14 protein-coding genes are annotated in these 13714 nt (G+C 71.6%); 4 read left to right on the top strand and 10 right to left on the bottom strand.

All coding sequences use genetic code 11. From position 1 onward, the window contains the following. The first annotated feature begins 114 nt into the window (after nucleotides 1-114). Nucleotides 115-1152, top strand: a complete 1038-nt coding sequence (locus HQQ85_RS17040) for a DUF4349 domain-containing protein (protein WP_216851773.1) — start codon at nucleotides 115-117, stop codon at nucleotides 1150-1152. Between the two features lie 82 nt (nucleotides 1153-1234). Here the strand turns inward: HQQ85_RS17040 and HQQ85_RS17035 are convergent, their stop codons facing one another. From HQQ85_RS17035 to HQQ85_RS17025, 3 genes are all read right to left on the bottom strand, one after another. Beyond that, nucleotides 1235-2539 (bottom strand): glycoside hydrolase family 3 N-terminal domain-containing protein, encoded by a 1305-nt coding sequence (locus HQQ85_RS17035; protein WP_254069480.1) that lies wholly within the window; start codon nucleotides 2537-2539, stop codon nucleotides 1235-1237. Then, nucleotides 2536-3726 carry an acyl-CoA dehydrogenase family protein gene (locus HQQ85_RS17030; protein ID WP_173183684.1) on the bottom strand — a complete coding sequence of 397 codons (1191 nt, stop codon included), beginning with the start codon at nucleotides 3724-3726 and terminating at the stop codon, nucleotides 2536-2538. The genes HQQ85_RS17035 and HQQ85_RS17030 overlap by 4 nt, the downstream gene beginning before the upstream one ends. A gap of 62 nt (nucleotides 3727-3788) precedes the next feature. Then, nucleotides 3789-4205, bottom strand: coding sequence for an META domain-containing protein (locus HQQ85_RS17025; protein WP_173183683.1), 417 nt, complete (start codon nucleotides 4203-4205; stop codon nucleotides 3789-3791). A 234-nt stretch (nucleotides 4206-4439) separates the two neighbouring features. Between HQQ85_RS17025 and HQQ85_RS17020 the strand changes: the two genes are divergently transcribed. Beyond that, nucleotides 4440-6404 carry a S1 family peptidase gene (locus HQQ85_RS17020; protein ID WP_173183682.1) on the top strand — a complete coding sequence of 655 codons (1965 nt, stop codon included), beginning with the start codon at nucleotides 4440-4442 and terminating at the stop codon, nucleotides 6402-6404. A 179-nt stretch (nucleotides 6405-6583) separates the two neighbouring features. On the opposite strand, the gene HQQ85_RS17015 is transcribed toward HQQ85_RS17020, so the two are convergent. The 5 genes from HQQ85_RS17015 to HQQ85_RS16995 are packed head-to-tail and all read right to left on the bottom strand — an operon-like array spanning nucleotide 6584 to nucleotide 11249. Continuing rightward, a complete protein-coding gene (locus HQQ85_RS17015) occupies nucleotides 6584-7630 on the bottom strand; it encodes an LLM class flavin-dependent oxidoreductase (RefSeq protein WP_254069479.1) in 1047 nt (348 codons plus the stop codon). Further along, entirely contained in the window at nucleotides 7630-8601 is a 972-nt protein-coding gene (locus HQQ85_RS17010) for a RimK family alpha-L-glutamate ligase (RefSeq protein WP_173183681.1), read from the bottom strand. The genes HQQ85_RS17015 and HQQ85_RS17010 overlap by 1 nt, the downstream gene beginning before the upstream one ends. A gap of 15 nt (nucleotides 8602-8616) precedes the next feature. Further along, complete coding sequence (locus HQQ85_RS17005; RefSeq protein WP_173183680.1) at nucleotides 8617-9135, bottom strand: gamma carbonic anhydrase family protein; 519 nt, start codon at nucleotides 9133-9135, stop codon at nucleotides 8617-8619. Next, nucleotides 9132-9542 carry a DUF6855 family protein gene (locus HQQ85_RS17000; RefSeq protein WP_173183679.1) on the bottom strand — a complete coding sequence of 137 codons (411 nt, stop codon included), beginning with the start codon at nucleotides 9540-9542 and terminating at the stop codon, nucleotides 9132-9134. Before HQQ85_RS17000 ends, HQQ85_RS17005 begins: the two co-directional genes overlap by 4 nt. A 15-nt stretch (nucleotides 9543-9557) precedes the next feature. Further along, the gene (locus tag HQQ85_RS16995) at nucleotides 9558-11249 is read right to left on the bottom strand and encodes a sodium:proton antiporter (RefSeq protein ID WP_216851772.1); all 1692 of its coding nucleotides are present in this window, start codon (nucleotides 11247-11249) and stop codon (nucleotides 9558-9560) included. Nucleotides 11250-11352: 103 nt separating this feature from the next. On the opposite strand from HQQ85_RS16995, the gene HQQ85_RS16990 reads away from it, so the two are divergent. Continuing rightward, a complete protein-coding gene (locus HQQ85_RS16990) occupies nucleotides 11353-11769 on the top strand; it encodes a DUF3592 domain-containing protein (RefSeq protein WP_173183678.1) in 417 nt (138 codons plus the stop codon). An 11-nt stretch (nucleotides 11770-11780) separates the two neighbouring features. Continuing rightward, a complete protein-coding gene (locus HQQ85_RS16985; RefSeq protein WP_216851771.1) occupies nucleotides 11781-13043 on the top strand; it encodes a low temperature requirement protein A in 1263 nt (420 codons plus the stop codon). Here HQQ85_RS16985 and HQQ85_RS16980 read toward each other — a convergent pair. Beyond that, on the bottom strand, nucleotides 12986-13234 hold the full coding sequence (locus HQQ85_RS16980; protein WP_173183677.1) for a helix-turn-helix transcriptional regulator: 249 nt from the start codon (nucleotides 13232-13234) through the stop codon (nucleotides 12986-12988). The two genes, HQQ85_RS16985 and HQQ85_RS16980, sit on opposite strands and share 58 nt — an antisense overlap. Beyond that, nucleotides 13234-13710 carry a DUF2975 domain-containing protein gene (locus tag HQQ85_RS16975; RefSeq protein ID WP_173183676.1) on the bottom strand — a complete coding sequence of 159 codons (477 nt, stop codon included), beginning with the start codon at nucleotides 13708-13710 and terminating at the stop codon, nucleotides 13234-13236. The genes HQQ85_RS16980 and HQQ85_RS16975 overlap by 1 nt, the downstream gene beginning before the upstream one ends. Nucleotides 13711-13714 lie beyond the last annotated feature (4 nt).

The raw sequence follows: 13714 nt of genomic DNA, 5'->3' as shown, positions 1-13714 counted from the left end.
CCGACCCTAACGCGAGCGCCCGACATCGGCCCGTCGACGGGGCGCGATAACGACCGGGTAACCATCACGGCGGTCCCAGGCGGCCTTCAGACAATCGGCCCTAGCGTGAGCGGCATGAGACGAATGATCCTCGCTTCCGCCGCTGTCGCCAGTGCCCTCGTGCTCGCCGGATGCTCGGCCGGCGGCTCCTCGTCGAGCCAGTCCGATGGCGTGCCGTACGTCGACGGACAACGCGTCGACCCCGCCCAGCCGGCGCCCGAGGGCGGCATCTCGGAGGGCGGCGTCGCGGCCGACGGCTCTGGCGAGTCGCTCGCCGAGTCCGACCAGAGCGTCATCACCACGGGCTGGATCACCATCACCGTCGACGACCCTGCCGCGGCGACCGACGACGCCGTGGCCTTGGTCGCCTCGCTCGACGGGCGCATCGACTCGCGCTCGCAGCAGGCCGGCAGCGACGATCAGCAGGCGAGCTCGCAGCTGACCATCCGGGTTCCGGCCGACTCGGTCGACAAGGCGGTGGACGGACTGCGTGAGCTGGGCGACGTCGAGTCGGTCTCGATCAGCACGAGCGACGTCACGCTGCAGGTGCGCGACCTCGACGCCCAGATCTCGGCGCTCGAGGCCTCGGTCGACCGGCTGCTCGACCTCGTCGGCTCGGCGGCCACCACCGCCGACCTGATCGAGCTCGAGACCGCGATCTCCGACCGGCAGGGGCAGCTCGACAGCCTGAAGTCGGAGAAGCAGTACCTCTCCGACCAGATCGACTACTCGACGCTGACGCTCGACCTGCAGCAGAAGGGCGCCCTGCCCTCGGCCGTGCCGGGCGACTTCTGGAGCGGTCTCGCCGCCGGCTGGGCATCGCTCGTCGCCGCGGCCTCGGGGTTCCTGGTGCTGGTCGGGGTGCTCATCCCCTGGCTGCTGCCGCTCGCGGTGATCGCGGCGATCGTACTGCTCATCGTCGCTCTGGTGCGCCGAGGCTCCCGCCGCCCGGGCCCGCCCGCATCCACGGGCTCCTCCGCCCCGGTCGGCGCCGCACGCGCCGACGTGCCGGCACCCACTCCCGCCGCGCCCGCGCCCTCCGCGCCCGCCCCCGCTCCCGCCGCCGACACGCCCTCCGACCCGAGCGACCACCCCCGCCCCGACACGCTCTAGCGACGATCGACTTGGCCCGTCCCGTCCCACAACCCCGGATGAAGGACGGGACGGGCCAACTCGATCGTGAGGGCGAGCACGGTCAGGCCGCCGGGTGCTGCTGCAGCCAGAGCTCGCGGCGCAACGTCAGCACGTGCAGCGCCGCGTCGTCCACCCGCGACGCCGAGATCGTGCCCGCCCGCACCGCCGCCGCCAGCGACGCCACGAGGGGCGGCAGGTCGACCGTGCTGTTGTACAGCAGCACGTCGTTGCCCGCACTCACGGCCGCGATCGCGTTGGCCGTGCGGTCGGCGTACGCCGGCACACCCGACGCCTCCAGCATGAGCAGGTCGTCCGTCACCGCGACGCCCTCGAACCCGAGCTCCTCGCGCAGCACACGGTGCCACTCCGGCGACAGCGACGCCGGCAGCGGATCGACCGCCGTGTAGGCCAGGTGCCCGAACATCACCAGCTCCGCCCCGGCGGAGATCCCGGCAGCGAACGGCGGGGCGACGTCGCTCCGCCACTCGTCCAGAGGCAGGGACGTCGACGGGATCGACGTGTGCGAATCGCCCGAGACGGTCCCGTGCCCCGGGAAGTGCTTCAGCGTGCTGAACACGTGCCCGCGCTCGGCGCCCACCGCGGCGGCGACCCGGTCGGCGGCCGACGACGCATCGGTACCGAGCGCCCGTTCGAAGATGAACGACCCCGGGTCGGCCGTCACGTCGGCCACCACCCCGAAGTTCACCGTCATCCCGGTGGACTCCAGCAGCGCGGCCCGCTGCGCGAACGCGTCGGCCGTGGCCGCGACGGGGGCCGACTTCAGCGTGTCCGCCGCCGGATACCCGTCCTCCGCCAGCCGCGCAACGATCCCGCCCTCCTCATCGATCGCCACGAGGGTGCCGAGGCCCTGACTCTGCTGCAGAGCATCCGTCAACGCCGCCGCCTGAGCGCTCGACCCGGGCACGTTGTCGCCGAGCAGCAAGAGCCCCGCCGGCTGGTTCGCGGTGAGATAGGCCTGCAGCGGTGCGGGGTCGGCCCCGCCGACGTGCACCATCACGAGTGACGCGAGCTTCTGTTCGAGGGTCATGGTCGACAGTCGCGCCTCGGCATAGAGACGGATGCGCTGCCGCTCCGACACGACGGGGAACTCCCCGCGCACCCGCCCGCTCCCCTCCGGCGCCGCCGCCGTGGCGCCGCCCGCCCCCGACGTCGCACCACCGGACGGGGCGACCCCCGACGAACCGCTGCCCCCGGCACCAGACGTCGGCACACCCGCGGCCCCGCCGCCGAACAGCGCCGACCCCGTGCATCCGGAGACCACCACCGTCGCCGCGAGCAGCACCCCCGACAGCACCCCGAGGCGCCCGGCGGCCGAACGGCGCCGGGGCAGGACCCCGCGCGTCATTCGGGCACGGGCCCGAGCAGCGCGTTCGCGACGGTGGAGTGCGCCGACTCGTCGTCGGAGGGATGGAAGAGCCCGGCGATGACGTCGCGGTAGAGCCGCCCGAGCTCGCTCGACGAGGCGATCGCCGAGCCGCCCGAGACCCGCAGCGCGTGGTCGACGACGACCCGGGCGCTCTCGGTGGCCCGCACTTTGAGGCCGACGAGCGCCGGGAACCACGCCGCACCTCGGTTCTCGAGCGCGTCGACCGCGCGAGCGAGCGTGGCGATCTGCGGCGGGATGCCGTCGTGCTGGATGCCCGCCGAGGCGATGCGCCAGCGGATGTCGGGGTCGTGCGCGTAGGGCCGCCCGTTCGCCTTGAGGGAGGTGCGGCGGTGCGCGGCCTCGACGGCGAGCTCGAGCGCCCGCTGACTGAGCCCGGTGTAGACGGCGGCGACGAGCACCTCGAAGTTCGCGAAGATGCCGAAGATCAGCGGATCGGCGCTCGGGCCCGCGGGCAGCCGCCGGAACACCCGCGAGGCCGGAGCCACCGCGTCGGTGAGGATCGTCGTGTTGGACTGGCTGGCGCGCATGGCCAGCGTGTCCCAGTCGGACAGCGTCTCGACCCCGGGCTGCCGCTCGAGGAAGGCGTGCACGAGGAGGGGCGCCTCGGGGTCGGTGTCGTCGCGGCCGAAGACGCCGAGCCGCGTCCATACCGGGGAGAGCGAGGTGAAGATCTTCGTGCCGGTGAACGCGTAGCCACCGTCGGGCTGCGGCTTCGCTGCCGTGCGGGAGCCGAAGAGCACGAGGTCGTTGCCCGCCTCGCTGTTGCCGAAGGCGAAGACCTCGCCGGCGACCGCGTCGTCGAGCACCCAGGCCAGCGAATCGTCGCCACGATCGAGCAGCACCTTGGCCGTGCCCGTCCAGACGAGGTGCATGTTCAGGGCGAGCGCGGTGGCCGGCGCCGCGGTGGCGAGCCGGGTCTGCTCCCGGGCCACCCGTTCGAGGCCGAAGCCCAGCCCGCCCCGGTCGACGGGCGCGAACATCCGCAGGTAACCGGCCTCGCGGAGCTCCCGCAAGTCGTCGTGCGGGAACGTGTTCTCGCGGTCGTGCACGGCAGCCCTCGAGCGGATGCGCGCGAGCAGCGCATCGTCGGCGACGGACTCGGCGGCCACGTCGCCGACAGCACCGGCGGGCAAGGTCTCGGACATGCCTCCACGCTACCGCCGACCCCTGACAGCCCGGTCAGCGAGCGCAGCAAGCGAAGCGCAAGCTACTGCTTCCGCAGCTGCACGATCTTGGCGCCGTCGACCGTGCGCGTCGTCATCACGTCACCCTCCACGACGGCCGACCCCAGCTGCGAGAAGGAGGTCGTCACCCCGACGCACGCCCGCAGCGTCGACAGGTCGAGATCGAACGTGACCTCGTCGCCCGACACGGTCGTGGTGCCGCGCACGCCATTGCACCCGTCGGTGCCCGTGACGGCCCCGTCGGCGTCGAAGCTCAGCCGCGCCTCGTCGGGCGCCTCGGCGCGCCACTCCCCCTCGAGATCGGCCGGGGACACCGCCGAGGGCGAGCTCTGCGCGTCACCGGAATCGTCGCCGGCGGCGTTCTGCGAGGTCGCGCAGCCCGAGAGTGCGGAGGCGGCGACGAGGAGCACCACAGCGGTGACGAAGGAGCGAGCAGTCATGGCCCCATCCGACCATCTGCCGCGTGATCGGGCAAGAAGCCGAGTTCTTTCTGCGACCTTTCTCTGTAACTGCCGACAGATGTTGACTATGGTGGTCGGCAGGGGGCCGTTCCGTCACGCAGGTGAGGGCTAGATCTATGCCCCCTGACGGATACACGGAACCAGGGGAAGTCATAGATGACGATGAAGAGAAGACTCGCGTATCTCGCGGTCGGAACAGTTGCCGTCGCCGGCATGAGCGGCGCATTCGGGCAGGTCGCCTTCGCGACCGAGGGTGGGGAAGCCCCCGTGTCGGGCGCGGCGTTCGACGCCTTCGCTCAGACGCTGCTCGCCGATGACGGAATCCAGGCCGTCGCCAAGGGCGCCAACGGCCCCGTGGTGTACACGACCGAGTCGATCGACGAGATCGCACCGGACGCCCGGTTCCTCGTCGAGTCGAACAGCAACGTCACCGTGCGCGTGCTGACCGCTCCGCTGCAGGCCTACGACACCGACGAGGTCGTCGGCGGCGCCGGCTACTTCGCCGGAGAGAACGCCTCCTCCACCGCCGGCGGGCTCTGCTCCGTCGGCTTCAGCGGCTGGTCGCCCGAGGGTGACCCCGCGGTCATCTCGGCCGGACACTGCACCGGCGACAACTCGCTCGACGTGAGCCAGCTCACCCTGCCGACCGGTGACCCGGCCGGTGGCGGAGCCACCGACAACAGCGACGTCCAGATCGTCACCGGTCTCGGCGAGCTCGCCTTCTCGCAGTTCGGCGGCACGGACAACAGCCCCGGCGCCGAGGGCGATGTCGAGAGCGTCGACATCTCGGTGATCGACGTCACCAACGACAACCTGAACCTCCTCCCCGAGGTCACCGACTGGTCGACCGCCTCGAGCGAGGACCTCGCCGCGTCGACGACCGACGTCACCTCCGTCGGTGAGGCCGAGCTCGGCGCCGTCACGAAGAGCGGTCGCACGACCGGCTCGACCAGCGGCACCGTCGAGGCCATCGACGGCTGGGCGACCGTGACCGACGCGGAGGGCAACAACCCCCGCCAGGTCTACGGCTTCGGCAGCCTGATGACCGCGGCCCCCGGTGACTCCGGCGGATCGCTCGTCCAGGGCGAGACCGCGGTGGGCGTCCTGTCCGCCGGTGGCAAGCTCCAGAGCGGTGAGGACTTCGTCTGGGGCGCCAACCTCGAGGCCGGCCTCGCGCTGACCGGTGGCTACACCGTCGCCCTGCACCTCGACGCTCCGGCGCTGACCTCCCCCGCCGACGGCGGTCAGGTCTACACCGGTCGCGCCATCTCGGGCACGGCTCCCGCCGGCTCGACCGTCATCGCGACCCAGGGCTCGGGAGAGCCCTTCGAGGTCGAGGTCACCGATGGCAAGTGGTCGTTCCCCGCACCGGGCACCCCTGGTGACTACGACTACACCGTGCGCGCCGAGCGCGGCTTCGACTCGTCCGCGAGCAGCTCGTTCTCGGTCGAGGTCGTTCCGGCCCCGCTGGAGCCGGCTGTCATCAGCTCGCCGTTCGACGGCCAGGTCGTCGAGACCTCGGTTCCCGTCATCTCGGGCACCGGCGAGCCCGGCGCGACCCTGACCCTGTCGGGTGACGTCGAGAAGACCCTCACGGTCGCTCAGAACGGCACCTGGTCGGCCGATGTCGACCTCGACTACGGCTCGTACAGCGTCACCGCCGTGCAGACCCGCGAGAACGCCTCCGCGTCGGCTCCCGTGACCGTCTCCTTCAAGGTCGTCCCGGTCGCCCCGAAGATCACCGACCCGAAGTCGGGCCTCGGCTACGACCTCGGCTCCGGCCCGACCTCGGTCAGCGGCACCGGCATCGACGGCGCGACGGTCACCCTCCAGGTGAACGGCAACCCGGCCGGCACCGCCACGGTGAAGAACGGCAAGTGGGAGATCGCGCTGTCGAAGCAGCTCGACGCCGGCACCGTCACCATCACCGCCACCCAGACGATCGACGGCGCCACCAGCGCGGTCGCCACGTCGACCATCACGGTGACCAAGGTGGACAACGGCGGCACGACCCCGACCCCCGCTCCGGCTCCTGCCGGCAACGGTGGCAACGGATCGCTCGCCAACACCGGTGCACCGATCGCCCCGCTCGCCGGTGGCGGCATCGCGCTGCTGCTGGCCGCCGGTGGCCTGCTGCTGGTCGCCCGTCGCACCAACGCGGCACGACGCGCGGAGTAACTCCCCGCTGAACGCCTGAGGGGGCGGTGACCGATCGGTCACCGCCCCCTTTCTCGTGCGTCCAGCAGAAGCACGATCACCCCCACCGTGCACACGCAGAAGCGCCCGGCACCATCAGGCACCGGGCGCTCGAACGCGAGAACGCGATAACGGGATAACGGGATAACGGGAAGGTGACGCTACCCGCGCGCCTCCAGCTCCCGCACCCGCGGGATCACCTGCTCCCCGAACCGCTCCATCTCCCGCAGATGCGGCGAGAACTGCAGCAGCAGCAGGTCGACCCCGGCATCCGAGAACTCGCGCACCCGCCGCGCCACCTGATCCGGCGTGCCCACGAGATCGGGCCGCAGCCCCCGGTTCGACACCGAGTAGTCGCGCAGGTCGACCTTCGTGTCGAGCTGCGACTTCGAGACGAAGTCCTGGTACGACTCGTACGCCGCTCCCCCGCGCACGTCGGTGATGCGCTCGAGCTCGGCCTGCGCCTCCTCCTCGGTGTCGCGCACGATGGCGTACGCCGCCATGCCGAACGACTGGAACGGCACATCCGTCACCGCAGCCCGGCGCGCCGTGAGGTCGGCGACCTTCGCCCGCAGCTCCTCGGGGGTGCCGCCATGCGTGACGTAGGCGTCGGCGAAGCGCGAGATGGCCTGCTTGCCGCCCTCGCTCTCCCCACCGGCGTACACGACCGGCGTGCGTCGCGGCTTCGGCGAGAGGTACGTTCCGGACAGGGAGTAGTACTCTCCGTCGAAGCTGAACGGCGTCTCGGCCCACAGCCCCTTCAGGATCGACACGAACTCCAGGCTCCGCTTGTACCGGTCGTCGTGCTCCGAGAAGATGCCGCCGTACTGCCGCGCCTCCTCGGCCCACCACGCCGACACCACATTCAGCGAGAACCGCCCGCCCGAGATCTCGTCGATCGTCGCCGCGCGCTTCGCCGCCACGGCCGGCAGGTGGTAGCCCGGCCGCACCGCCGTCATGATCTCCTGCGTCGAGGTGACGGCCGCGATGGCCGCCGCGAGTTCCCAGGCGTCGAAGCTCGGGCCCTCCTGCCCCTTGATGTCGTTGAGGTTGAGCTCGGCGATCAGCGTCAGGTCGAAGCCGATTCGCTCAGCCGTCTGCGCGATCTGCTTCACGTGCTCGAAGCTGAACGGCGTCTCTTCGTCATCGACATTGCGCAGCCACCCGCCGAACACCGGCGTCCAGTAGCCGAACCGCATGCCGGCCATCAGGCATTCACCCCGGCGTGCTCCGAGACCAGCAGCCCGCCCAGGAACTGCGCGATCCGCCGCGGCCCCGACACCGGGCTCGACGCCTCGACGTCGGGGTTGTAGTTCGTGTTCGTGTTGATGTCGTAGGTCACGCGCCGCCCGTCGAGCGTCTCCATGAACTCCACGCCCGCGATCTCGATGCCGTTGGCGGCCAGGAACTCCTCGTACCGCGACACCAGCGGGTCGCTCTCGAACCCTTCCCGCACCGAGAACAGCGGCGCCGCCCCGGGCACCGCGCAGGCGTCGGCGGGGCACAGCTCGAAGCTGCCCGCCGAGGTATCGACGCGCACGGCGTAGACGAAGCGCCCGCCCACGAACTCGGCGCGCGTGATGAACGGCGCCGCCGCCACGAGGTACTCCTGCAGCAGCGTGATGCCGTCGATCGGCTCCTCGAACTCGGGCCCGGCGACGTAGGCGTCGAACTCCTCGTAGCTGTCGAAGCGCCGCACACCGAGCCCCTTGCCGCCCTGGTTGTGCTTGGAGATGAAGGGCCGCCCGAACTGCCGCGCCGCCGCCGGCAGCCCGCTCCGGCCGAACACCGCGACCGTGCGGGGCACGTCGAAACCGGCCTGCGAGAGCAGCAGGTGCTGCGCGATCTTGCTCACCTCGAGGTCGATCACGGGCAGCCCGGATGCCGACGAGGCCCCCGGGTTGCCGTTGACGACCCGGGCTCCCCCGGCCTGCAGCCAGGCGAGCACCGCGCGGGTGTACTCCTTCGCGTGCGGGTTGCCTCGGGTGTGCGCGGAGGCGCTCATGCGCGACCAGTACACCCCGGGCGGCGGAGGCGAGGCGAGGTCGATGCCGCCGAACGGCGACTCCTCCGTCAGCAGGATCTCCTCGAGCGGCACCCCCTCCGCCTCGAAGGCGGCGGCGAGCGGCGGCAGCCACTCGGGGTTCTCGTGGATGACGTACACGCGCGGGGAGGACATGCCTCCACTCTAGATTCAGCCTCCGACGGTGCCGCCCCGGTGGGCCTTCACGTGCTCGAGATATGTCGCCGCGTTACGACGGATGCCCGCCCGCTCCTCCTCGGTCAGCGCCCGCCGCACCTTCCCGGGCACCCCGGCGACGAGCGATCCGGGCGGCACGACGGTGCCCTCCAGCACCACGGCCCCCGCGGCGACGAGGGATCCCGTTCCGATCACGGCCCCGTTCAGGACGGTCGCGTTCATGCCGATCAGGCTGTCGTCCTCGACCGTGCAGCCGTGCAGCACCGCGTTGTGGCCGACGCTCACCCCCGATCCGATGAGCGCCGGATGCCCGGGGTCGACGTGCACCACCACGTTGTCCTGCAGGTTCGACCCGGCGCCGAGCTCGATCCGGTCGCCGTCGGCCCGCAGCACGGCGCCGTAGAACACGCTCGACCTCTCGGCCAGCCGCACCTCCCCGATCACCGTCGCGGTCGGCGCGATCCACGCCTCCGCGTCCACGCTGGGCGTGTGACCGCCCACGGTGATGATCACGAGGCCACCGCCCGCACCCGGTTGTTGCGCGCCCCGTGCTCGAGCTCGACGAGGCCGAGCTGCTCCAACAGGGGCGGAAGATAGACGCCGAAACGGCCGCGGTAGCCCTTGCGCAGCCCGTACCAGCCGCCCACGGGGTTCGACTCCGAGCGCCCCCAGGCCTCCACGGTGCCCTCCGCCGCGGGCTTGTTCTCGTCGGCGCCGCCGAGCGGCACCCAGTCGCCCCGCTTCACCAGCCATGCGTGCAGGTCGTCGACCGCGCTCAGCCGGTAGCGCAGCGTGGTCGAGCCGACGACGCACACGAGCTCCTCGCCGTCGCGGTGCATCGTGTAGGCCGAGGTGCCTGGCGCCGTCGTGAGGGCGGTCGGGTCGGTGGCGCCGCCGATGCGGTCGGTGATCTCGCTCATGCCGAGACCCTACCGTCAGAGCCGGTCGCCCAGGCGCGACTCGATCGCCGCCTCCTGGTAGTCGAGCTTCGCCAGGAACTCCCGCGCCGCCTCGTCGTCGAGCAGGTTGCGGTCACGCTCCCGGATGATCGCCAGCCGCTGGGCCCGGATGACGCGCCGCTGCAGCGCCCCCATCTCGCGCCCGAACTCCGTCGTCGCCGGATCGGCTTCGCGCTCGGCGGCCGCGGAGCGCTGCGCCACCCGCTCCTCGACGCCCTTGACCATCTCGGGCGGCACGCTGGCGGGCGGATTCCGCACGAACTCGGCGAACACCTCGCTCGATGCCTCCCGCGCCACCTCCTGCGCGTGCGCGGCCTGCTCCTCGTCGATCGCGTCCTGCGCCGGGTCGCTGAGCTTCAGCGAGCGGATCAGCGCCGGCAGCGTCAGCCCCTGCACGAGCAGCGTGCCGACGGCGACGGTGAAGGCGATGGCCTGGATCTCGGGCCGCCCTGGGAACGGCGTGCCGTCGGCGAGCGACAGCGGCACACCGGCGGCCGCCGCCAGCGTCACCACGCCGCGCATGCCGGTCCACGACACCACCACGCTCTCCTTCCACGACAGGAAGACGGGGAACTGCCGGGGCTTTCTGCCGCGAGCCGCCCGGGCGATGTTCTCCCGGTCGATGCGGGCGCGCATCCGCTCGTCGCTCGCCATCTTGCGCCGCATCAACCGGTCGGTGACGACGTTGCGGCCGAACGACCCGAACACCCACACCGGGCGGATCACCAGCACCACGACGAGCACCAGCAGCGCCGCCCCGAACACCTGCCAGAGCGAGCCGGCGCCGCCCGCGTCCTGCACGTCCTGGATGACGAAGCGCAGCTGCAGCCCCATGTAGGCGAACACGAAGGCCTCGAGCAGCACGTCGATCGACGACCAGACGTCGCGCTCCTGCAGCCGCGTGGCGTAGCCCGCGCGCCGCGAGGTGGCGCCGATCGTGAAACCGGCGGCCACCACCGCGAGCACCCCGGAGGCCTCCAGCTGCTCGGCCAGCAGGTAGGCGGCGAACGGCACGATCAGGCCGAGCACCGTCTCGAGCGGTGGGTCATTGAGGAATCGACGGATGACCGTGGCGACGCCCCCGAGCACGAGCCCCACCCCGATGCCGACGCCCGCGCTGTAGAGGAACAGCAGCACGGGGCTGTCGATGAAGGTGTGCGTGCCGACCACGGCCGACACCGCGATGGAGAACAGCGTCAGGGCGGCGGCGTCGTTGACGAGGCTCTCGCCCGTGAGGATCGACATCACCCGTTTCGGCAGGCCGAGCTTCGTGCCGATCGCGACGGCCGTCACCGCATCCGGAGGCGCCACGATCGCTCCCAGCACGATGGCCGTGCCGAGTGTGAGCGCCGGAACGACCCACGAGGCGAAGACGCCGACGACGAGCGCCGTCACCACCACGAGGCCCACGCCGAGCCCGATGATCGGCCGCAGGTTCTTCAGGAACGAGATGAACGAGAAGTTCAGCGCCGCCGAGTAGAGCAGTGGCGGCAGCACGATGCCGAGGATGATCTCGGAGTCGAGCTCGAGCCCGGTGAAGCCCGGGATGAACGAGGCGGCGAAGCCGACGAGCGTGATCACGAGGGCGGGCTGCAGGCCGCGCCGCTGGGCGATGCCGGTCACCGCGATCGCGCCGACGATCACCAGAAGAAGCTGCACGCCGTTCATGCGGTCACTCTATCGACCACCGACGACGCCCCCGATGACGCTCACCGATGACGCCACCGCCCTGCCGACCGGCCCGTCCGGGCCCAGGCAATAGCATGTGAGCATGGACGATCCGGTCGACGCGCTCTCGTTGATCACCGAGCTGTTCAGCTGGATCGGCATCGGCCTCGGCGTGCTGCTGCTCGTCGTGGGCTACGTGCGCGGCGCGTTCTTCCGCAACTGGCCCGAGACCCTGGGTGTCGTCGTGCTCGACGACACCGGCCAGCTCGTCTACCGCTGGATGGGCGAGGACGGCGTGCTCTACGAGGCCCCCTGCTCCGACGACCACGGGCACTCGCCCGAGCCGGGCGACGACGTCACGGTGCACGTGAACCCCCGCGACCCGGCGGTCGGCCGCATCGACGACCCGTCCCACGAGGGCCGCGCGTTCCGCACCACGGGGTGGATCCTGCTCGGCATCGGCGTGGCCGCGGTCGTGCTGCAGTTCGTGCTGCTCATCGTCTCCTCGACGGCGGCCTGAGCGGTGGGCGCGTGAGCGGGGGCGTCACCCACGACGCCGGCACGGGCATCCGTCGCCGCAGCATCGTGCCGGTGCTCAGGATGCGCGGCCGCAGCATCCACGAGGAGGGCCGCGTCTCGACGCCCCTCGAGCTGCTCTTCGACCTCACCTTCGTCGTGGCGGTGGCGTCGATCGTCGCCCAGCTGGCCCACGCCGTGGCCGAGGACCACATCGCCACCGCGCTGCCGAACTTCCTGATGGTGTTCTTCGCGATCTGGCTGGCGTGGCTGAACTTCACCTGGTTCGCCTCGGCGTACGACACCGACGACGTGCCCTACCGCTTGCTCACGATGCTGCAGATGGGCGGGGTGCTCGTGCTGGCCGCGGGCGTGCCCGGAGCCTTCAACGACGAGGACTGGCGGCTGGTCACCCTCGGCTACTTCATCATGCGCCTGGCCCTGGTGGGCCAGTGGCTGCGGGCGGCGGTGCAGGATCAGCCGGGTCGCGGCACCGCCCTCGGCTACGCCATCGGGATCTCGGTCGTGCAGGCCCTGTGGATCCTGCGGCTGCTCGTGCTCGACGATCTGCCGTTCGGGGTGCTAGTCGGGGTCTTCGCGCTGCTCGCCCTCTGCGAACTGGCGGTGCCGCTGATCGCGGAACGCAACCGGCGGATCACGTGGCACCCGCACCACGTCGCCGAGCGCTATTCGCTGTTCACGATCATCCTGCTCGGGGAGTCGGTCGCGGCGTCGAGCTCGGCGGTGCAGGGCGTGCTGAGCGCGGGCGCGGGCACCGGCGAGTTCGTGCTGATCGCCGCGTCGGGACTGGCGCTGCTGTTCGGACTGTGGTGGGTGTACTTCCTCGAGCCGGCCCATGAGGGGCTCGAGAAGCACCGCTCGCGCTCGTACTTCTGGGGCTACGGGCACTACCTCGTGTTCGCGGCGCTGGCCGCGCTCGGCGCGGGGCTCGAGGTGGCGGTCGAGTCGATCGGGCACGAGCTCGAGGTGCCCTCGACGGTGGTCGGGTACGCCATCGGCATCCCGGTCGCGGTGTTCTTCGTGATGATGTGGGTGCTCTACCGGCCGCTGACCGGGCCCACGGTCATCCCGCCCGCTGTCTCGCTCGGGGCCGCCGTCGCCGTGCTGCTGCTGCCGCTCGCGGCGCCGGTGATCTCGCTCGGGGCCGTCGTGCTGCTGATCGCGGTCGTGGTGGCCGCGGTGATCGGCATCACGGTGCTCTACCGGCGGGAGCCGGTCTCGTCGGTGTCGCCGTCGCCGGCCGACCCCTCCGCGTAGCTCAGGATGTCGCCGGGCTGACAGCCCAGCACCCGGCAGATGGCGTCGAGCGTCGAGAAGCGCACGGCCTTCGCGCGGCCGTTCTTCAGGATCGAGATGTTCGCCACGGTGATGCCGACGGCGGCCGCCAGGTCGCTGACCGACATCTTCTTCTTCGCCAGCTCGACGTCGAGGTTGATCACGATCGGCATCAGACGACCTCGGCGAGTTCGTCGTGCAGGCCGGTCGCGCGGTGCAGCAGCCGTCGCATGACGTCGACGAGCAGCGCCAGCGCGGCCGCCGCGGCGGCCACCGCGGCCGCGAGCACCGCGACCGTAGCGCCGGCCGGCGTGGACGCGGCGCCGCTTACCAGCAGATAGCCGAGCCCCACCGTTGCGAGGGCGGCACCGATCGCGAGCGCCGCGACGGCCCCGCGCACCCACCGGTCGGGGCGCCGCTCGGCCTCGAAGATGCGACCGTCGCGGGCCAGCGGGGCGAGCGCCCAGACGCACACCAGCACGACCTCGACGCAGACCAGCCCGGCGACGGCGAGCACCGCCACGACGACCGCGGCATCCTCCCCCAGCACGGCCCGCGCGACGGCGTAGCCCGCCACCTGCGCCGCGACGGCCCCCGCGAACAGCAGTACCAGCAGCGCCCTCAGGGCACCGAGCATCAGCGCGGCCATGATT

This window comes from Herbiconiux sp. VKM Ac-2851, assembly GCF_013205105.1.
Taxonomy (GTDB): domain Bacteria; phylum Actinomycetota; class Actinomycetes; order Actinomycetales; family Microbacteriaceae; genus Herbiconiux; species Herbiconiux flava.
This window is presented reverse-complemented; position numbering and strand designations above follow the sequence as displayed.

Bases quoted from the DNA above. Each gene is read 5' to 3' on its own strand.
- HQQ85_RS17040 (WP_216851773.1), top strand. From the start codon at position 115: ATGAGACGAATGATCCTCGCTTCCGCCGCTGTCGCCAGTGCCCTCGTG.
- HQQ85_RS17035 (WP_254069480.1), bottom strand. From the start codon at position 2,539: ATGACGCGCGGGGTCCTGCCCCGGCGCCGTTCGGCCGCCGGGCGCCTC.
- HQQ85_RS17030 (WP_173183684.1), bottom strand. From the start codon at position 3,726: ATGTCCGAGACCTTGCCCGCCGGTGCTGTCGGCGACGTGGCCGCCGAG.
- HQQ85_RS17025 (WP_173183683.1), bottom strand. From the start codon at position 4,205: ATGACTGCTCGCTCCTTCGTCACCGCTGTGGTGCTCCTCGTCGCCGCC.
- HQQ85_RS17020 (WP_173183682.1), top strand. From the start codon at position 4,440: ATGAGCGGCGCATTCGGGCAGGTCGCCTTCGCGACCGAGGGTGGGGAA.
- HQQ85_RS17015 (WP_254069479.1), bottom strand. From the start codon at position 7,630: ATGGCCGGCATGCGGTTCGGCTACTGGACGCCGGTGTTCGGCGGGTGG.
- HQQ85_RS17010 (WP_173183681.1), bottom strand. From the start codon at position 8,601: ATGTCCTCCCCGCGCGTGTACGTCATCCACGAGAACCCCGAGTGGCTG.
- HQQ85_RS17000 (WP_173183679.1), bottom strand. From the start codon at position 9,542: ATGAGCGAGATCACCGACCGCATCGGCGGCGCCACCGACCCGACCGCC.
- HQQ85_RS16995 (WP_216851772.1), bottom strand. From the start codon at position 11,249: ATGAACGGCGTGCAGCTTCTTCTGGTGATCGTCGGCGCGATCGCGGTG.
- HQQ85_RS16990 (WP_173183678.1), top strand. From the start codon at position 11,353: ATGGACGATCCGGTCGACGCGCTCTCGTTGATCACCGAGCTGTTCAGC.
- HQQ85_RS16980 (WP_173183677.1), bottom strand. From the start codon at position 13,234: ATGCCGATCGTGATCAACCTCGACGTCGAGCTGGCGAAGAAGAAGATG.
- HQQ85_RS16975 (WP_173183676.1), bottom strand. From the start codon at position 13,710: ATGGCCGCGCTGATGCTCGGTGCCCTGAGGGCGCTGCTGGTACTGCTG.